The sequence below is a fragment of the Methylobacillus sp. DLP286 genome, from assembly GCF_056636515.1.
Genome location: NZ_CM153145.1, coordinates 2,562,808 through 2,580,897, shown reverse-complemented (window position 1 = coordinate 2,580,897; position 18,090 = coordinate 2,562,808). Strand labels below are relative to the sequence as shown.

Annotated in this window: 25 protein-coding genes and 5 tRNA genes; 1 reads left to right on the top strand and 29 read right to left on the bottom strand. The window is 55.9% G+C overall.

Annotated features, from left to right (window positions below; genetic code table 11):
- Positions 1 to 48: 48 nt before the first annotated feature.
- The 13 genes from rplA to ACWXTG_RS12310 all read right to left on the bottom strand — a co-directional run bounded on the left by rplA (position 49) and on the right by ACWXTG_RS12310 (position 6,027).
- Positions 49 to 741: a 50S ribosomal protein L1 gene (gene rplA / locus ACWXTG_RS12370; RefSeq protein WP_407994570.1), complete on the bottom strand. Its 693-nt coding sequence runs from the start codon at positions 739 to 741 to the stop codon at positions 49 to 51.
- Positions 742 to 1,173 carry a 50S ribosomal protein L11 gene (gene rplK / locus ACWXTG_RS12365; RefSeq protein WP_067267457.1) on the bottom strand — a complete coding sequence of 144 codons (432 nt, stop codon included), beginning with the start codon at positions 1,171 to 1,173 and terminating at the stop codon, positions 742 to 744.
- A gap of 149 nt (positions 1,174 to 1,322) precedes the next feature.
- A complete protein-coding gene (nusG, locus tag ACWXTG_RS12360; RefSeq protein WP_407997742.1) occupies positions 1,323 to 1,862 on the bottom strand; it encodes a transcription termination/antitermination protein NusG in 540 nt (179 codons plus the stop codon).
- Positions 1,862 to 2,209: a preprotein translocase subunit SecE gene (secE, locus tag ACWXTG_RS12355; RefSeq protein ID WP_407994568.1), complete on the bottom strand. Its 348-nt coding sequence runs from the start codon at positions 2,207 to 2,209 to the stop codon at positions 1,862 to 1,864. The genes nusG and secE overlap by 1 nt, the downstream gene beginning before the upstream one ends.
- A gap of 17 nt (positions 2,210 to 2,226) precedes the next feature.
- Positions 2,227 to 2,302, bottom strand: a tRNA-Trp gene (locus ACWXTG_RS12350).
- Between the two features lie 61 nt (positions 2,303 to 2,363).
- Positions 2,364 to 3,554: an elongation factor Tu gene (tuf, locus tag ACWXTG_RS12345; RefSeq protein WP_407994567.1), complete on the bottom strand. Its 1,191-nt coding sequence runs from the start codon at positions 3,552 to 3,554 to the stop codon at positions 2,364 to 2,366.
- Positions 3,555 to 3,615: 61 nt separating this feature from the next.
- Positions 3,616 to 3,690, bottom strand: a tRNA-Thr gene (locus ACWXTG_RS12340).
- A gap of 26 nt (positions 3,691 to 3,716) precedes the next feature.
- Positions 3,717 to 3,792 (bottom strand) — tRNA-Gly (locus tag ACWXTG_RS12335).
- A gap of 42 nt (positions 3,793 to 3,834) precedes the next feature.
- Positions 3,835 to 3,919 (bottom strand) — tRNA-Tyr (locus ACWXTG_RS12330).
- A 62-nt stretch (positions 3,920 to 3,981) separates the two neighbouring features.
- Positions 3,982 to 4,057, bottom strand: a tRNA-Thr gene (locus tag ACWXTG_RS12325).
- Between the two features lie 19 nt (positions 4,058 to 4,076).
- Entirely contained in the window at positions 4,077 to 4,499 is a 423-nt protein-coding gene (locus ACWXTG_RS12320; RefSeq protein ID WP_309564182.1) for a ClpXP protease specificity-enhancing factor, read from the bottom strand.
- Between the two features lie 8 nt (positions 4,500 to 4,507).
- Entirely contained in the window at positions 4,508 to 5,107 is a 600-nt protein-coding gene (locus tag ACWXTG_RS12315; protein ID WP_309564181.1) for a glutathione S-transferase N-terminal domain-containing protein, read from the bottom strand.
- A gap of 173 nt (positions 5,108 to 5,280) precedes the next feature.
- Positions 5,281 to 6,027 (bottom strand): Nif3-like dinuclear metal center hexameric protein, encoded by a 747-nt coding sequence (locus ACWXTG_RS12310; RefSeq protein ID WP_480220062.1) that lies wholly within the window; start codon positions 6,025 to 6,027, stop codon positions 5,281 to 5,283.
- 43 nt (positions 6,028 to 6,070) lie between these two features.
- Here ACWXTG_RS12310 and ACWXTG_RS12305 point away from each other — a divergent pair, with 43 nt between their 5' ends.
- Positions 6,071 to 7,237 (top strand): Do family serine endopeptidase, encoded by a 1,167-nt coding sequence (locus ACWXTG_RS12305; RefSeq protein WP_407997578.1) that lies wholly within the window; start codon positions 6,071 to 6,073, stop codon positions 7,235 to 7,237.
- Between the two features lie 35 nt (positions 7,238 to 7,272).
- Here ACWXTG_RS12305 and tatC read toward each other — a convergent pair whose 3' ends face one another.
- The 16 genes from tatC to grxD all read right to left on the bottom strand — a co-directional run bounded on the left by tatC (position 7,273) and on the right by grxD (position 18,078).
- Entirely contained in the window at positions 7,273 to 8,007 is a 735-nt protein-coding gene (gene tatC, locus ACWXTG_RS12300; protein WP_407997579.1) for a twin-arginine translocase subunit TatC, read from the bottom strand.
- A complete protein-coding gene (tatB, locus tag ACWXTG_RS12295; protein WP_407994563.1) occupies positions 8,004 to 8,357 on the bottom strand; it encodes a Sec-independent protein translocase protein TatB in 354 nt (117 codons plus the stop codon). The genes tatC and tatB overlap by 4 nt, the downstream gene beginning before the upstream one ends.
- Positions 8,358 to 8,374: 17 nt before the next feature.
- Complete coding sequence (gene tatA / locus ACWXTG_RS12290) at positions 8,375 to 8,593, bottom strand: Sec-independent protein translocase subunit TatA (RefSeq protein ID WP_309565104.1); 219 nt, start codon at positions 8,591 to 8,593, stop codon at positions 8,375 to 8,377.
- A 17-nt stretch (positions 8,594 to 8,610) separates the two neighbouring features.
- Positions 8,611 to 8,949 carry a histidine triad nucleotide-binding protein gene (locus ACWXTG_RS12285; RefSeq protein WP_407994561.1) on the bottom strand — a complete coding sequence of 113 codons (339 nt, stop codon included), beginning with the start codon at positions 8,947 to 8,949 and terminating at the stop codon, positions 8,611 to 8,613.
- A gap of 33 nt (positions 8,950 to 8,982) precedes the next feature.
- Entirely contained in the window at positions 8,983 to 9,303 is a 321-nt protein-coding gene (locus tag ACWXTG_RS12280) for a phosphoribosyl-ATP diphosphatase (protein WP_309564175.1), read from the bottom strand.
- Positions 9,296 to 9,688, bottom strand: a complete 393-nt coding sequence (gene hisI / locus ACWXTG_RS12275) for a phosphoribosyl-AMP cyclohydrolase (RefSeq protein ID WP_309564174.1) — start codon at positions 9,686 to 9,688, stop codon at positions 9,296 to 9,298. The genes ACWXTG_RS12280 and hisI overlap by 8 nt, the downstream gene beginning before the upstream one ends.
- Positions 9,685 to 10,443, bottom strand: a complete 759-nt coding sequence (gene hisF, locus ACWXTG_RS12270; RefSeq protein WP_309564173.1) for an imidazole glycerol phosphate synthase subunit HisF — start codon at positions 10,441 to 10,443, stop codon at positions 9,685 to 9,687. Before hisF ends, hisI begins: the two co-directional genes overlap by 4 nt.
- Positions 10,440 to 11,183, bottom strand: coding sequence for a 1-(5-phosphoribosyl)-5-[(5-phosphoribosylamino)methylideneamino]imidazole-4-carboxamide isomerase (gene hisA, locus ACWXTG_RS12265; protein ID WP_407997581.1), 744 nt, complete (start codon positions 11,181 to 11,183; stop codon positions 10,440 to 10,442). The genes hisF and hisA overlap by 4 nt, the downstream gene beginning before the upstream one ends.
- Positions 11,184 to 11,203: 20 nt before the next feature.
- Positions 11,204 to 11,848 (bottom strand): imidazole glycerol phosphate synthase subunit HisH, encoded by a 645-nt coding sequence (gene hisH / locus ACWXTG_RS12260; protein WP_407997582.1) that lies wholly within the window; start codon positions 11,846 to 11,848, stop codon positions 11,204 to 11,206.
- Positions 11,849 to 11,876: 28 nt separating this feature from the next.
- Positions 11,877 to 12,464 (bottom strand): imidazoleglycerol-phosphate dehydratase HisB, encoded by a 588-nt coding sequence (gene hisB, locus ACWXTG_RS12255; protein WP_480221241.1) that lies wholly within the window; start codon positions 12,462 to 12,464, stop codon positions 11,877 to 11,879.
- A 123-nt stretch (positions 12,465 to 12,587) separates the two neighbouring features.
- The gene (hxlA, locus tag ACWXTG_RS12250; protein WP_309564169.1) at positions 12,588 to 13,253 is read right to left on the bottom strand and encodes a 3-hexulose-6-phosphate synthase; all 666 of its coding nucleotides are present in this window, start codon (positions 13,251 to 13,253) and stop codon (positions 12,588 to 12,590) included.
- Positions 13,254 to 13,418: 165 nt separating this feature from the next.
- Entirely contained in the window at positions 13,419 to 14,483 is a 1,065-nt protein-coding gene (gene hisC, locus ACWXTG_RS12245) for a histidinol-phosphate transaminase (protein WP_480220061.1), read from the bottom strand.
- Between the two features lie 2 nt (positions 14,484 to 14,485).
- Positions 14,486 to 15,793, bottom strand: a complete 1,308-nt coding sequence (gene hisD, locus ACWXTG_RS12240) for a histidinol dehydrogenase (RefSeq protein ID WP_407994555.1) — start codon at positions 15,791 to 15,793, stop codon at positions 14,486 to 14,488.
- A gap of 13 nt (positions 15,794 to 15,806) precedes the next feature.
- Positions 15,807 to 16,451, bottom strand: a complete 645-nt coding sequence (gene hisG / locus ACWXTG_RS12235; RefSeq protein ID WP_480220060.1) for an ATP phosphoribosyltransferase — start codon at positions 16,449 to 16,451, stop codon at positions 15,807 to 15,809.
- Between the two features lie 34 nt (positions 16,452 to 16,485).
- Entirely contained in the window at positions 16,486 to 17,757 is a 1,272-nt protein-coding gene (gene murA, locus ACWXTG_RS12230; protein ID WP_480220059.1) for a UDP-N-acetylglucosamine 1-carboxyvinyltransferase, read from the bottom strand.
- 3 nt (positions 17,758 to 17,760) lie between these two features.
- Positions 17,761 to 18,078, bottom strand: coding sequence for a Grx4 family monothiol glutaredoxin (grxD, locus tag ACWXTG_RS12225; RefSeq protein ID WP_407994554.1), 318 nt, complete (start codon positions 18,076 to 18,078; stop codon positions 17,761 to 17,763).
- Positions 18,079 to 18,090 lie beyond the last annotated feature (12 nt).

The following is an 18,090-nucleotide window of genomic DNA, read 5'->3' as shown; positions in this document are numbered from 1 at the left end:
CCAAAGTTCTTTGCGGCGCCGACTTACTTCAAGACGGCGCCTGATTCATTAAGCCAGGTTGGACTGGTCTACGCGCACACCGGCACCCATGGTGCTGGAAACGGAAACCTTCTTCAGGTAAACACCCTTAGACGAAGCCGGCTTGGCTTTGTTCAACGCATCCACAAGCGCAGCCAGGTTTTCCTTCAGCGCATCAACGCCAAAAGAAGCACGGCCGATGGTGCAATGTACGATGCCGCCCTTGTCGGTACGGTATTGCACTTGGCCAGCCTTGGCGTTCTTCACTGCAGTGGTCACGTCAGGAGTCACGGTGCCGACCTTGGGGTTAGGCATCAGGCCGCGAGGACCAAGCACTTGACCCAGGGTACCGACGATACGCATTGCATCCGGCGTTGCAATCGCAACGTCAAAGTCCAGCATGCCGCCCTTGACTTGCTCAGCCAGGTCTTCGAAACCAACGATGTCGGCACCAGCAGCCTTGGCTGCCTCGGCAGCAGCGCCCTGTGCGAATACGGCGATACGCTTGGTCTTGCCTGTACCATGCGGCAACACCAATGCGCCGCGCACCAACTGGTCTGACTTACGCGCGTCGATACCGAGATTGATCACGGCATCCACGGACTCATCAAACTTGGCAGTTGCAGTTTCCTTGACCAGAGCCAGGGCCTCAACAACGGGATATACCTTGTTACGATCAACCTTGGCGCGCAAGGCCTCGATACGCTTAGAAACGTTAGCCATTTACACACCCTCCACTTCGATACCCATACTGCGTGCGCTACCTGCGATAGTACGCACTGCCGCATCCAGATCGGCCGCCGTCAAATCAGGGGCCTTGGTCTTGGCGATCTCTTCCGCTTGTGCGCGGGTGATCTTGCCGACCTTGTCTGTGTGAGGACGCGGGGAACCCTTGTCGATCTTGGCCGCCTTCTTGATCAGGATGGTTGCAGGAGGCGTCTTCATCACAAAGGTGAAGCTCTTGTCTGCAAACGCAGTGATCACGACCGGAATCGGCAGGCCTGGTTCCAGGCTTTGAGTTGCTGCATTGAACGCCTTGCAGAACTCCATGATATTCAGGCCACGTTGACCCAATGCAGGACCAACAGGGGGACTTGGGTTGGCTTTACCTGCAGGAATCTGCAACTTGATATAGCCGATAACTTTCTTTGCCATCTTAAACTCCTAATTTGGGTCATAACGCTTGTTTGAACAAGCTCCCCAGTCATTAGATATGTGATGCACCAGCATCACGCTGAGCACTCCAAAACGTCGGAGTGCAAAAAGCCGCGCCTTGCCACCGGGCAAGACACAGCTCAATACCATTAAACCTCTTTTTCCACCTGGCTGAAATCCAACTCCACAGGTGTAGCACGACCGAAGATCACCACCGACACGCGCAGCTTGCTCTTTTCATAGTTGATATCTTCAACACTGCCAGAGAAGTCCTTGAACGGACCGTCAATCACGCGCACAGACTCACCCTTATCAAAAGTAAGCTTCCGCGTCGGATTGCTCTTGCTTTCATCCATGCGCTGCAGGATGATTTCAACTTCCTTGTCCTTGATCGGGGTCGGCTTCTGCGCAGTACCGCCGATAAATGCCGTCACACGGGGCGTACTCTTCACCAAATGCCAGCTCTCATCGCTCATCTGCATCTGAACCAGAACATAGCCCGGATACAATTTCCGCTCGGTAATGCTCTTGACGCCGTTCTTCATCTCGACGACTTCTTCGACCGGCACCAAGATATCGCCAAACAAATCACCGATATCAGAACGCGCAATGCGCTCTTCCAGCCCTTTCTTGACCGACTTCTCGAACCCGGAGAAGGCTTGTACGGCATACCACCGCATATTACTCATTACGCGCCCCTCCCCATCAACTGCTTCACAGCCCACATGAAGCCAATATCAACTATCCAGAGGAAAATGGCCATTACAATCACCAGCCCGAACACTGCAGCGGTGGTTTGTATCGTTTCCTTGCGGGTAGGCCAGACAACCTTGCGGGTTTCAACTACCGCTTCGCGCGCAAATGCAAACGCATTCTGCCCGGTAGGCGTCGTTTTCAGCACGAGCAGTGCAACAATAATCCCTGCCAAAAAGGCCAGAATACGCACTACCAGCGCCTGATCAGCCAGCAAATAAAAGCCGGCAACCCCAGCAGCAACCAGCAGCAGGGATATCACCAGCTTAATCTTTTCGGTCATATTTTGCACTTAATTAATGGCAGGCCAGGAGGGCCTCGAACCCCCAACCCTCGGTTTTGGAGACCGATACTCTGCCAATTGAGCTACTGGCCTGTAAAGCTTCACCAACACAATGGCCGCACATCTGTTTAAGGATGCACGGCCTAACGGGATATTACTCTACGATCTTAGCCACAACACCGGCACCGACGGTACGGCCGCCTTCACGAATCGCGAAGCGCAGACCTTCTTCCATCGCGATCGGCGCGATCAGGGAGACGGTGATGGAGACGTTGTCGCCCGGCATGACCATTTCGGTACCCGCTGGCAGTTCTACTGCGCCGGTCACGTCGGTGGTGCGGAAGTAGAATTGTGGACGGTAGCCGTTGAAGAATGGGGTATGGCGGCCGCCTTCGTCCTTGCCCAGCACGTAGATTTCGGCAGTGAATTTGGTGTGCGGCTTGATGGAGCCTACCTTGGAGAGCACTTGGCCGCGCTCGACTTCTTCACGCTTGGTACCACGCAGCAGTACGCCGACGTTGTCGCCCGCTTGACCTTGGTCGAGCAGTTTGCGGAACATTTCGACACCGGTACAGGTGGTCTTGAGGGTTGGCTTGAGGCCGACGATTTCGATTTCGTCGCCAACTTTGACGATGCCACGTTCTACACGGCCGGTCACGACGGTACCACGACCGGAGATGGAGAATACGTCTTCTACTGGCATGAGGAAGGTGCCGTCAACTGCACGCTCCGGTGTCGGGATGTAGCTGTCCAGGGCTTCTGCCAGACGGAAGATGGCAGGTTCGCCGATGTCGGATTGGTCGCCTTCGAGGGCGAGCTTGGCGGAGCCCTTGACGATGGGGGTGTCGTCTCCAGGGAATTCGTACTTGGAGAGGAGTTCGCGCACTTCCATTTCAACGAGTTCGAGCAGTTCTGCGTCGTCGACCATGTCGGCCTTGTTCAGGAAGACGATGATGTAGGGTACGCCAACTTGACGGGCGAGCAGGATGTGTTCGCGGGTTTGTGGCATGGGGCCGTCAGCAGCCGAGACGACAAGGATAGCGCCGTCCATTTGGGCTGCGCCGGTAATCATGTTCTTGACGTAGTCGGCGTGGCCTGGGCAGTCAACGTGAGCGTAGTGACGAGTCTCTGTTTCGTATTCTACGTGGGAGGTGTTGATGGTGATGCCGCGAGCCTTTTCTTCCGGCGCGTTGTCGATCTGGGAGTAGTCCTTGGCTTCGCCACCAAATTTCTTGGTCAATACGGTGGTGATCGCAGCTGTCAGTGTGGTCTTGCCGTGGTCAACGTGTCCAATCGTCCCTACGTTTACGTGCGGCTTCGTCCGCTCAAATTTACCTTTTGCCATTTCCGTTTCCTTTAACCGACTTTATCAAGTTAATGAGTGCGTTTAATATCCAAGCACCAAATGGTGCCCATGGCGGGAATCGGACCCGCGACCTCTCCCTTACCAAGGGAGTGCTCTACCACTGAGCCACATGGGCATTTTTCTTAAATTCTGAATTTTAAATGGAGCGGGCGACGAGGTTCGAACTCGCGACATCTTGCTTGGAAGGCAAGTGCTCTACCAACTGAGCTACACCCGCACATCTAACCAGAAATCTATGCCCTGGCCCCAAATTCTATGCTGGTGGAGGGGGAAGGATTCGAACCTTCGTACTCTGAGAGAACGGATTTACAGTCCGTCGCCTTTAACCACTCGGCCACCCCTCCAAACAGAACCCGGGATTATGCGTATATTTTGACTTAGTGTCAAACGCATTTTCAAAAAGAAATGGTGCCGGATGTCGGAATCGAACTGACGACCTTCGCATTACAAGTGCGCTGCTCTACCAACTGAGCTAATCCGGCACAACTGAAACTTTTATTACTACTTCACCACCCTTAATGATGGCTTTTTTACCACCGGCGCATCAGGCGAACTCCCAATACTCGCCTCACCGCCTTGAGCACCTTTTTCATCGGGATCCATATCTGGAGAATCCTCTTCGAAAAACATGCCTTGTCCATTCTCGCGAGCAAAAATTCCTCGCACCGCACTCATCGGCACATACAGCTCATTCGATGCACCATTGAAACGGGCTGAGAATGTAACAGCATCTGTTCCAATATGCAAACTTTTTGTAGCGCTGTAATTAATATTCAGCACTATCTGCCCGTCCTTCACATAGGCCATGGGCACTATCGTTTGCGCATTAACGACAACCAGCAAATGCGGCGTCAATCCGTTATCCGTGCACCACTCGTGAATAGCGCGCACCATATATGGCTTGGTCGAGGTAATTGCGCTCATTGGACCACCTATTTCCGCATCGCTTTTTCGGAGGGCGTCATCGCTTCGATGTAAGCCGGGCGAGAGAATATACGTTCCGCATACTTAAGTAAAGGGGCGGCTTGCTTCGGCAGCTCGATACCGTAATGGCCCAAGCGCCAGAGCAGCGGGGCGATGGCGACATCCAGCATGGAAAACTCGTCGCCCAGGATGTATTCCTGGCGGCTGAACAAGGGAACGATCTGGGTCAGGTTGTCGCGTATCGTCGCGCGCGCCTTGTCCGCAGCCTTGGCATTTCCAGACTCGATATCGTCTATATGGCTGAACAGCTGCTCTTCGAAGTTATGCAGGAATAAGCGGGCGCGGGCGCGCATCACGGGGTCGGCCGGCATCAATTGCGGATGCGGGAAGCGCTCATCGATATATTCGTTGATGATATTGGCCTGCTCGAGCACCAAGTCACGCTCAACCAGCACAGGCACCGTGTTATGCGGATTGATCACGGCCAAGTCTTCCGGCTTGTTTGCCATATCCACATCTATCACCTGGAAATCCATGCCCTTTTCGAACAGCACAATACGGCAACGATGGCTATAAGGACAGGTAGTACCGGAATACAAGGTCATCATAATTCATTATCTCACTTGAAGAATGCCCAGCAGGATGGATAGAACTCTGCCAGGGAATAAAGAAAGCTTTCAGCCGGATCATGCACACAACCGGTCAAAGTAAGGGCAAGATTGTACAGAAAGTGCGGACAAAATGAAAGATAATGTTTATTTTTAACTTAATAATCATCAAGTTATATTGGATTTTCAATATCGATAAACTCATGCTCCAATGCAAACTTTTCTGCCAGATGCATCCCCAGCGCCTCTATCCCATAACGTTCCGTCGCATGGTGTCCCGCGGCGATGTAGGCCACTCCCGTTTCGTGTGCCAGATGAAATATCTGCTCGGACACCTCTCCGCTGATGTAAAGGTCTACGCCAAGACTGATTGCCGTCTCGAAATAGCCTTGTGCACCGCCGCTACACCAAGCGACGCGGCGCACTTTTCTTTCTAAGTCGCCGAACACCTGCGGGGTACGGCGCAACTGGTTTGCCAGCGCACAAGAAAATGCTCCCAATGTAGCTTCAGCCGGCAGGGCGCCATACGCGATCAATCCTTGGTCGCCAGCCCACCCTTCCAGCGTTATGCCCATGATTTGGCCTAGCCGCGCGTTGTTACCAAGTTCCTTGTGGGCATCGAGCGGCAAGTGGTATGCAAGCAGGCTGATGTCATGCTGCAACAAGAACTTCAAGCGCGCATGCTTGACGCCTGTGACGACTGGAGATTCATTGCGCCAGAAATAACCATGGTGTACCAATATGGCATCGGCGCCAGCTTCCTGTGCCGCATCGAGCAAGGCCAGACTGGCTGTTACGCCCGTTACCAGCTTATTGACTTCACCACACCCCTGCACTTGCAGGCCATTCGGACAATAATCTTTGAAGCGCTCAACCTCAAGGAATTGTCCGGTATAATCAACCAGTTCTTTCAGCTTCATTTACACTCTCCAACATTTAGACTCGCACCACGTCGAAACCAACATGCGCAAACTCTGGCTTATTTTTGCACAGACAGTCACCATCAGTCTTGCTGCTCTTTTTGTGGTGCAGTTGTTTTACCCGCAATTGCTTCCCTTGAACGACAAGCCCGTTGCCGCCGTTAAGGAAGCGCCCACTTACAGCGACGCCGGCCAGGCCCAGCCAGGGTCCTACCGCCAGGCAGCCCAGGCGGCCATGCCCAGCGTCGTCAACATCTTCACCTCGAAAAAATCCAATCAGCCCATGGGCAATCCTTTTATGGATGACCCCTTGTTCCGCCACTTTTTCGGCGACCAGTTGGACGAGCAGCAAAGCCAGCGCGAGAACAGCCTGGGATCGGGCGTCATCGTCAACAGCCAGGGCCTGATCCTGACCAATCACCATGTCATTGAATCCGCTGACGAGATCGAGGTCGCGTTGCCGGACGGCAGGACCTTCCCTGCCCGTATCGTGGGCACCGATCCCGAAACCGATCTTGCCGTGCTCAAGATCAATGTCCGCAACCTGCCGGCCATCACGTTTGCACAACCCGGCAATATCAGCGTGGGCGATGTCGTACTCGCCATCGGCAATCCCTTCGGCGTCGGGCAAACCGTCACGCAAGGCATTATCAGCGCGCTTGGCCGCAGCCATCTTGGCATCAATACCTTTGAAAACTTCATCCAGACAGATGCGCCGATCAACCCCGGCAATTCCGGAGGCGCCCTGATCGATACCGAAGGCAACCTGGTAGGCATCAATAGCGCGATTTATTCCCGCAGCGGCGGATCCATGGGGATAGGCTTCGCTATTCCTGTGAGCCTGGTCAAGCAAGTCATGGAACAGATTATCCGCCAAGGCAGCGTGACCCGCGGCTGGATCGGCATAGAAGCACAGGACATTACGCCCGAACTGGCGGAATCATTCCGCCTGAAGCAAGTGCGCGGATCACTGGTAGCAGGCGTAGTGCGCGGAAGCCCCGCAGACAAGGCCGGGCTGCGCCCTGGCGATATCCTGCTGGAGATCGATGGCCGGGAGGTTATCGACAGCTCCACGATGCTGAACGTGATCTCCAACCTGAAGCCTGAAAAGAAAGTGCTGATCAAGGTTGCGCGCAACCAGAACGAACTGGTATTGCCCATCGTCATCGGCAAGCGCCCCACCCCTCAGCTTGCCAACAGCCGCGAATGAGGGATAGCCAGCTTCCCACCGGGCCGGCAGCCGCATCAATGTAGCTGTTGCTGGCTTTTTCTCTGGATCATGCTCGCCACCAGGATGCCAGCCTCATACAGCACCCATAACGGCACGGCCAGCATCACCTGGGAAATCACGTCGGGCGGCGTGAAGATCGCGCCAATGACGAACGCCCCGACAATCACATATGAGCGGGCCTCGCGCAAGGATGCGACACTGACGATACCAGCGCTCACCAGCAATACAACCGCGACCGGCACTTCAAATGCCAATCCGAAGGCAATAAAGAGGGTAATGGCAAAATCCAGGTATTTGCCGATGTCCGTCATGACCGCCACCCCTGCGGGTGCGGTGTGCGTAATGAAGCCGAATACGACGGGGAATACCAGAAAATAAGCGAACGCCATTCCAACCAGGAACAACATGGTGCTAGCAAACACAAGCGGCCCGATTAGGCGCCTTTCATGCGTATACAACCCTGGGGCGACAAATGCCCATATCTGGTAAAGGGTATGAGGCAGGGACAGCATGAATGCCGCCAGCAACACCACTTTCATGGGTACGAAGAATGGCGTCGTGACATCGGTCGCAATCATCTGCCCGCCGACAGGCAGGCTCTGCAACAAAGGCCGGGCCAGGAAGTGGTAGATGTCGTTGGCGAACGGAAACAGGACCAGCGTAATCAGCACGATGCCGATAATGATGCGCAACAAACGGTCCCGCAGCTCGATCAGGTGCGAGACGAAGGTATCTGAAGGGGTATTCAATCTGGCCTGCCGCGATCTTGTAAGCCGTCGTCCGTATTCTGGCCAGAGATCCGAGGTTCCGAATCTGGACTTTCCTGACCAGGAGAAGCTATTTTCTGCATTTCCTGCTCTATATCGGTACCAGCCTGCTTAAAAGCCGACTCGGCATCCCGGATGTCTGCCTGCAATCGCTGCAGCTCCTCGAAACGCAATTCGCGGCTGATGTCCGACTTGACGTTATTGACATAGCGCTGCGCCCTGCCCAACAACAGGCCCACCGTGCGGGCAACCTTGGGCAGCTTTTCTGGCCCGATGACCACAAGTGCCACGATCCCAATGACGACCAGCTCAGAAAAGGCAATATCAAACACAGGCAGGCCCGTTCAGTCTACTGCTTTTCCTTTTGCCTGACGTCGTTCTCTACAGTCTGCCCCTTGACATCGTCATCAAGCGCGGCCGTGCCAGACTTGCCTTCATTGACTGCTTCCTTGAAACCTTTGACGGCTCCGCCGACATCGCTGCCAAGATTACGCAAGCGCTTGGTACCGAAAATCAGCACCACGATTGCAAGTACGATCAACCAATGCCAAATGCTGAATGAACCCATCACCAGCTCTCCTAATTTTAAATCTTTGGTAAGGTGTCGCCACCACCAAATACATGGATGTGTAAATGAAATACTTCCTGCCCGCCTTCACGCCCGGTATTGATCATGGTGCGGAATCCTTTCAGGCCTAACTGGGCAGCGAGCTTGGGCGCCAATAACAATATCTTCCCCAGCAGCGCCTGGTGCGAAGCATCGCAGCCCGCCAAGCTTTCCACATGGCCCTTGGGCACTATCAGGAAGTGTACCGGGGCAATCGGACGAATGTCGTGAAACGCAATAACCTCTTCATCCTCATAGAACTTGCTTGAAGGAATATCATTCGCCACTATCTTACAGAAAATACAATCAGCACTCATCGATATTCCATTCAATTCAAAAACGCTTATTCGTTACTCTACCGGACGGGAGGCTTTTTCCTCAAGCCCCGACAAGCCCTCGCGCCTTGCGAGCTCCCGCAGCACGTCTTGAGGGCCCAGGCCGGCATGCGCCAGCATGACCAAGCTATGGAACCAGAGATCGGCGGTTTCATACACTATCTTTTCCGCATCCCCGTCCTTGGCGGCGATGATGGTTTCAGCCGCCTCTTCGCCAATTTTCTTCAAAATGGCATCCGTGCCCTTGGCATACAGCCTGGCAACGTAAGATGACTGCGGATCTGCGCCCTTGCGCTGTTCCAACAGTTCAGCAAGCCTGTCCAGCACATCACTCATGGTGATAAATATCCTCGGGATTCTTGATGACAGCCTGGTCAGTGACCCAATCATCCTGCTCCAACTTTTGGAAGAAGCAATTGTGGCGGCCAGTATGGCATGCAATACCGCCTACCTGCTCAACCAAGATAAGGATGACATCCTCGTCGCAATCCAGCCTGATTTCGTGCACCTTCTGCACATGGCCGGATTCTTCGCCCTTGTGCCAAAGGCGGCCGCGAGAACGCGACCAGTACACCGCCTGACCCGTTTCCGCCGTGAGGCGCAACGCTTCGCGGTTCATCCAAGCGAACATCAATACTTTGTTCGTACCGGCTTCCTGTGCGATCACGGGCACCAGGCCATCTGGCGTCCAGCTTACCTTATCTAGCCACGACTCGCTCATAAGCGCACCTCTATTCCTTGCTCGCGCATGTATTCCTTGGCTTGGCGCACCGTATATTCGCCATAATGGAAGATGCTGGCGGCCAGTACCGCATCAGCGCCCCCTTCCCTGACGCCTTCGACCAGGTGCACCAGATTGCCAACACCGCCGGACGCGATGATGGGCACATCCACTGCTTCGCTGATTGCACGGTTAAGCGGGAGATTGAAGCCCATCTTGGTACCATCGCGATCCATGCTGGTCACCAACAATTCCCCGGCGCCGAGCTCGACCATTTTACGCGCCCAGTCAACGGCATTCAGGCCAGTAGGGGTGCGCCCGCCATGGGTAAAGATTTCCCAGTGATCACCCACCTGCTTGGCATCAATCGCCACCACGATGCACTGCGACCCGAAACGAGCCGCGGCATCCGCCACCAGCTGCGGGTTGGTTACGGCCGCCGTATTGATGCTGACTTTGTCAGCGCCGGCATTGAGCAGGCGGCGTACATCTTCCACCTCGCGCACCCCGCCGCCCACCGTCAGCGGGATAAACACCTGCGAGGCCACTTGCTCGATGATGCCAAGGATGAGGCCACGGTTATCCGAACTGGCAGTAATATCAAGGAAGGTCAGCTCATCGGCGCCCTGCTCGTCATACCGGCGCGCAATTTCCACCGGATCGCCCGCATCACGCAACTCCAGGAAATTGACACCCTTGACCACGCGGCCGTTAGTGACATCCAGGCAGGGAATAATGCGCTTGGCTAAGCTCATATCCGGCTCAGCTCGTCCGCAAGCGTCTGGGCTTCGGTAAAATTCAACGTACCTTCGTAAATTGCACGGCCTGTAATGGCGCCAATCACGCCTTCGCTTTCGACCTCGGCAAGACGGCGCACGTCATCCAGGTTGGTCACGCCGCCACTGGCAATCACCGGAATGGTCAGCGCCTGCGCCAAGGCCACGGTCGCTTCAATATTGACGCCTGTCAGCATGCCGTCTCGGCCGATATCGGTATACACCACAGCTTCGACGCCATAATCCTCGAATTTCTTGGCAAGGTCGATCACGTCATGACCGGTCAGCTTGGACCAACCATCCACAGCGACCTTGCCATCCTTGGCATCCAGGCCCACCATGATCTGCCCCGGGAACGCATAACAAGCCTCGTGCAGGAAACCCGGGCTCTTGACCGCGGCAGTCCCCACAATCACGTAGCTGATCCCATCATCCAGGTAGCGCTCTATCGTATCCAGGTCGCGGATACCGCCACCGAGTTGGATGGGAATGTCATTGCCCACCGCCTTCACAATCGCCTTGATAGCGCCCTCATTGACTGGCTTGCCTGCGAAAGCGCCATTCAAATCCACCAGATGCAAGCGCTTGCCGCCCTGGTCAACCCAGTGCCGGGCCATGGCGCCGGGGTCTTCGGAAAATACGGTAGCATCTTCCATCAAGCCTTGTTTCAAACGAACACAATGACCGTCTTTCAGGTCGATAGCAGGAATAATCAGCATGATATTGACAAATTAAACGATTAAAACACCCCGTCCCATCGGACGAAGTTTGAAAGAAGCTTAAGGCCCGCGTCGTGGCTTTTTTCCGGGTGAAACTGGACGGCAAACAGGTTGCCGCGAGCGATAGAACTGGTGAAACGCTTGGGGTATTCACTATAGCCCGCATCCAGACCAGCATCATCTGGCGAGACATAATAACTATGTACGTAATAGAAACGTTCGCCATCGGCAACGTCATGCCATAGCGGGTGCTCCAGGCTCTGGTAGACCTGGTTCCAGCCCATGTGCGGCACCTTGAGCTTTGCTCCGTGCTCGTCGTGCATGTCTGCCGCTGCAAAACGCTTGACTCTGCCCTTCAGTATGCCCAGGCCGGCGGCATCGCCTTCTTCGCTATGCTCGAACAACAATTGCAGGCCGATGCAGATACCCAGGAACGGCTTTTCTGCAGCAGCGGCAATAACAGCCGCGCGCAAGCCGCGGGCATCGAGCTCGCGCATGCAGTCCGGCATGGCGCCCTGGCCGGGAAATACGACGCGTTTGGCCGCGGCAATCTGTGCCGGGTCGCTGGTCACAATCACGGTCTGGTTGGGGGCGACATGCTCCAGCGCCTTGGACACGGAGCGTAAATTGCCCATGCCATAATCAACAACGGCTATATCTGTCATGGTAGGTCGGTAGAAAACCGGAAAATATCTATAAACTGCCTTTAGTTGAAGGCATTATACCCACCATACGGGGGTCGAGTTCAACTGCGGCGCGCAAAGCACGGCCAAACGCCTTGAAAATGGTTTCTGCCTGGTGGTGGGCATTCTTGCCGCGCAGGTTATCTATATGCAGCGTAATGGCGGCATGGTTGACAAACCCCTGGAAGAATTCACGTACCAGATCGACATCGAACTCGCCGATGCGCGCGCGGGTAAACTCCACGTTGAACTCCAACCCAGGACGTCCTGAAATATCCAGCACGACTCGTGACAACGCCTCGTCCAGCGGCACATAGGCGTGCGCGTAACGGCGTAGGCCTTTTTTATCGCCCAACGCCTTGCTGAAAGCCTGGCCCAAGGCAATGCCCACATCCTCAACGGTGTGGTGTGCGTCGATGTGCAGGTCCCCCTGGCACTCAACGCTAATATCCATCATTCCATGCCGTGCGATCTGGTCCAGCATATGATCGAAAAAACCAACCCCGCTATTCAACTTGGATATCCCGGTACCATCCAGGTTGATGGCAACGGCAATCTTGGTTTCCAGGGTATTGCGGCTCACTTCAGCGTTACGCATGGCAGTCATTCAAAATCATGAGTCATAAAATCAAAACCGTTGCAAAACAGTCCACACAGTCTTGCAACGGTTTCCAGACAAGCTCGGCCGGCACGCCGGAAGGCATGCCGCAACAAGCTTCAATTAGCTGAACAGCTTCTTCAGCCAGCCGAACAGGCCACCACTGCTTTGTGTACCCTTGGCAGCAGCGCTGATTTCAGCAGCAGCAGCGGCAGGATCAGCAGCACCGTAGATAGCCGCACCGGCAACAACGATAGTCGCGCCCGCATCAACCACTTGCTTGGCAGTAGTCGCCTTTACGCCGCCAGCCACGGAAATATCCACGCCCAGGTTCAGGCCGGAAACCAAGCCCAGGTCGGCAAACGGAGTTTGACCGGCAGCTTGTTGGTCCAGGCCAGTATGAACGCCGATGATGTGCGCGCCCAGCTTGGCTACTTCCTTGGTACGTGCAGCCTTGTCAGCCACGTTGATCAGGTCGATCTGTGCCTTCTTGCCGTACTTGTTGGCAACGTCGATCACGCCCTTGATGGTGCCGATGTCGGCAGTACCGAGTACGGTCACGATGTCGGCGCCAGCCTTGTAGAATGGCTCAGCTTCGTAGAAGCCAGCATCCATGGTCTTCAGGTCGACCAGGATCTTGTTGTTAGGGAACTTTGCGCGCAGAGTTTCCAGCAGTTTGATACCGTTGTACTTGATGCAGGGTGTGCCGATTTCAAGAATATCAACGTGTGGTGCAACAGTCGTAGCAAGCGCTACAGTCTGATCGAAATCTAGTGAATCTAATGCCATTTGAACTAATGGTTTTGCCACGATGCTTCCTCCGCTTTAATTACAGAATTATGATGTACTGACCGCGCTATGATACATTTTTTCCAATGATTAAGGGAAGTAATGGTGCAGTATTCTCTTAATTGATCGGCAAATCAATGCCATAGCACGTCAAATGCATCAGTTTTAAGGGGTTAAAATCTCTTTCAATGCATGCACCAACACTTGCGACTGTGCGTCCGTGCCGATGGTAATCCGCAAGAAATCACTGATGCGGGCCGGCTTGCTGAAATGGCGCACGATGATGCTGCGCTCGCGCAAACCGGCGGCCAGTTCAGCGCCGCTGCGTTCGCCATGCCGGGCAAAAATGAAATTGGCTGCCGAAGGCAGGACGACAAAACCCAACGCCTGCAATTCCTTGACCAGAGCTTCCCTGGTCGCGACCACCTTGCGGCAGGTTTCCTCGAAATACGCCCGGTCCTCAATCGCAGCGGCAGCGCCGCTGATCGCAAAACGATCCAGCGGATAGGAGTTGAAGCTGTCCTTGACCCTGACCAAGGCCTCAATCAGATGCGGCTGGCCGATGGCATAACCGACGCGCAGGCCTGCGAGCGAACGCGCCTTGGACAAGGTATGCGTCACCAGCAAGTTGGGATATTGCTCGACCAGCCCTACCGCGGACTCGGCGCCGAAGTCGACATAGGCCTCGTCGATCACCACGACCGATTCGGTATTCGCCTTGAGGAGCCGTTCAATCTCGGCAAGCGGCAAGCCGCGCCCGGTCGGCGCATTCGGGTTGGGAAAGATGATGCCGCCGTTGGGGCGCTTGTAATCATCCACATTGATCTCGAATTCGCCGTCCAGAGCGACCGTCTGGTACTCGATACTATACAGCCCGCAATATACCGGGTAGAAGCTGTAGGTGATGTCGGGAAACAAGATCGGCGCATCATGCTTGAGCAGCGCGTGGAAAGTATGCGCCAGCACCTCATCGGAGCCGTTGCCGACAAACACATGCGTATCTGGCACATCGTAGAATTTCGCTACCGCCTGCACTACCCTGTCCGAGGTCGGGTCAGGGTAAAGGCGCAGGCTGTCGGCGGCCTCCGCTTCAAGCGCAGCCAGCACCTTGGGACTGGGGCCGTAGGGGTTTTCGTTGGTGTTGAGCTTGACCAGGTTGGTCAGCTTGGGCTGCTCCCCGGGAACATAGGGCGTCAGCTCATGCACGATGGCACTCCAGTACTTGCTCAAGGTCAGCCTTTCAAGCGGAATTCGGCGGAACGGGCATGCGCCTGCAAGCCTTCGCCGTAGGCCAGGGTGGCCGCCACACGGCCAAGCTTCTGCGCACCGGCGCTGGACACCATGATCAGGCTGGAACGCTTCTGGAAATCGTAGACACCGAGCGGCGACGAGAAACGTGCCGTGCGGGACGTCGGCAGGACGTGGTTCGGGCCAGCGCAGTAATCCCCCAGGGCCTCGCAGGTATCACGCCCCATGAAGATGGCGCCTGCATGGCGGATTTTCTTGCTGTATGCCAGCGGATCGTCCACCGACAGCTCCAAGTGTTCGGGCGCAATATAGTTGGCGATCTCCGCCGCCTGCTCTAGGTCATTCACCTTGATCAAGGCGCCGCGGTTCTGCAGGGAAGTACGGATGATCTCCTTGCGCGGCATTTCCTCGACCAGTTTCTCGATACTGGCTTGTACGGCATCGAGGAACGCCGCATCGGGCGACAGCAGGATGGCTTGCGCCAATTCATCATGCTCGGCCTGGGAGAACAAATCCATCGCCACCCAGTCTGGATTGGTCTTGCCGTCGCAGATCACGAGGATTTCAGACGGGCCAGCCACCATATCGATGCCGACCACGCCGAACACGCGGCGCTTGGCTGCCGCCACATAGGCATTGCCGGGGCCGACGATCTTGTCGACCTGCGGCACGGTTTCCGTACCATAGGCCAGCGCGCCAACTGCCTGGGCACCGCCAATACAGAAGACGCGGTCGACGCCGCATACTGCCGCCGCGGCAAGAACCAGCTGGTTCTTTTCACCGCCAGGCGTAGGCACGACCATGATGAGCTCCTGCACTCCCGCCACCTTGGCAGGAATCGCATTCATGAGCACGGACGACGGATAGGCCGCCTTGCCGCCGGGCACATAAAGGCCGACGCGGTCCAGCGCCGTGACCTGCTGTCCGAGCAAAGTGCCGTCTTCCTCGGTATAGGTCCAGGAGGACATCAGTTGCTTCTCGTGGTAGTCACGCACGCGCTGCGCCGCCTGCTGCAAGGCTTCGCGCTGCTCGGCAGGCAGGCCGTCCAGGGCAGCGTGCAGTTCGGCCTTGCCGATTTCGAGCTGGGACATGGATTGCGCGGACTGCGCATCCAACCGGTCGAAGCGCTGGGTATATTCCAGCACGGCCGCATCGCCGCGCGTTTTGACATTGCGCAGGATATCCGCCACTACGTTGTCTATCGTGTCATCTTGCGCGGTCTCGAATGCAAGCAAGGCCTTCAGGTCCTGATCAAAACTTGCATCGCTTGTAGAAAAACGTCTGATATTCATGATTTCAACCTGGTTATTGATTGGCCGCGACGGCCTGGGCAAACGCATCCATGATGGGCTGCAATTGGTCGCGCTTGAGCTTGAGCGACGCCTGGTTCACGACGAGGCGAGAACTGATGTCGGTAATTTCTTCCACCGCCTTGAGGTTGTTGGCACGCAGGGTGCCGCCCGTACTGACTAAGTCCACGATGGCATCGGCCAAACCAACCAGCGGCCCGAGCTCCATCGAACCATACAGCTTGATCAGGTCGACATGCATGCCCTTGGCAGCGAAGTGCTCGCGCGCGGTCTTGACGTACTTGGTCACGACCTTGAGGCGTGCGCCGCGGCGAATGGAGCCGAAATAATCGAAATCCTCTCGCACCGCGACCATCATGCGGCAACGCGCAATGTTCAGGTCCAGCGGCTGGTACAAACCCTCGCCGCCGTGCTCGTCCAGCACATCTTTGCCTGCGATCCCGAGATCGGCCGCGCCATACTGCACGTAAGTCGGCACATCGGTCGCCCGCACGATGATCAGGCGCACATCGGGGCGGTTGGTCGGCAAGATCAGCTTGCGCGAAGCTTCCGGGTCTTCCAGCGCAGCAATCCCTGCTGCTGCCAGCAGCGGCACGGTTTCTTCAAAAATACGTCCCTTGGAAAGGGCGATAGTAATCATTGCTGTCTTTCTTGTTTATTGGACTGCCGGGGCTTTATTTTATCCGCTGGATGCGTGCGCCCAGCTGTCCCAGTTTTTCTTCCAGCCGCTCGTAGCCGCGGTCCAGATGGTAAATACGCTCGATGACCGTTTCGCCACGCGCGACCAACGCTGCCAGCACCAGGCTGGCCGAAGCGCGCAAATCGGTCGCCATCACGGTCGCCCCCTCGAGAAACTCGCGGCCGCGCACGATGGCCGTATTGCCCTCCACCTCGATACTAGCGCCCAGGCGCTGCATTTCCTGTACATGCATGAAACGGTTCTCGAAAATGGTTTCCGTCACAGTGGCCACTGCGTCCGCCACGGTATTCAGCGCCATGAATTGGGCCTGCATGTCGGTGGGGAACGCCGGATGCGGCGCTGTGCGGATGCTGACCGATTTCAGCGCGCCTTTGCGCTTGAGCACGCCCTCGCTCCGTATGGTAATGCTGTTGCCGGCATATCCGACTTCGGCGCCGCTTTCACGCAATTTGTCGATCACGGCATCCAAGAGGTCGGCGCGAGCATTGTTGAGCTTGACTTCTCCCCCGGTCATGGCAGTCGCCACCATGTAAGTGCCCGCTTCAATCCGGTCGCAGACCACATCATGGCTGGCCGCATGCAGGCTGGCAACACCCGTCACCGTAATCACGTCGGTGCCTGCGCCTTCAATCCTGGCGCCCATCTTGGTCAGGCATTCCGCCAGGTCCACAACCTCGGGCTCACAGGCCGCGTTTTCCAACACCGTCACGCCATCTGCCAGGACGGCCGCCATCATGAGGTTTTCCGTGCCCGTTACCGTGACAATATCCATGAAGACGCGCGCGCCCTTGAGCTTGTCGGCCTTGGCCTCGATATAGCCATGCTCGATATGGATTTCCGCCCCCATCGCCTGCAAGCCCTTGATATGCAGGTCGACCGGACGCGAACCGATGGCACAGCCGCCAGGCAACGACACCCGCGCACGGCCGAACCGTGTAAGCAACGGCCCCAGCACGAGGATGGAAGCGCGCATGGTTTTCACCATCTCGTACGGCGCCTCGCAGGTATGGATATCACTGGCATCCAGGCTCAGGCGATGATCGCCCAGTTCAGCAATCTTCACCCCCATGTGAGCAAGCAGTTTGCGCATGGTGGCGATATCGTGCAACTGCGGCACATTGCCCAGCGTCAACGGCTCGGCAGTCAGCAAACTCGCACAGAGAATGGGCAAAGCGGCATTCTTAGCGCCGGAAACCGATATTTCACCGTTTAAAGGGACGCCGCCCTGAATGACTAGCTTATCCACGTGTTATGCCTGGGCTTCCTGCAACAGTTTCTGCAATTCACCCTGCTGGTAAAGGTCGCGCATGATGTCCGCACCGCCGATGAACTCGCCCTTGATATAAAGCTGCGGGATGGTCGGCCAATTGGCATAGACCTTGATGCCCTCGCGGATGGCAGGGTCGGCCAGCACATCGATCGCGACGAAATCCTTCAGGCCGCTGGCTTGCAGGATTTGCACCGCCAGCCCGGAAAAACCGCATTGCGGAAATTTGGGGCTGCCCTTCATGTAGAGCACCACCGGGTTGCTTGTCACCTGGTTCTTGATCAACGCTTGTGTATCCATTGTTCTGTCCTT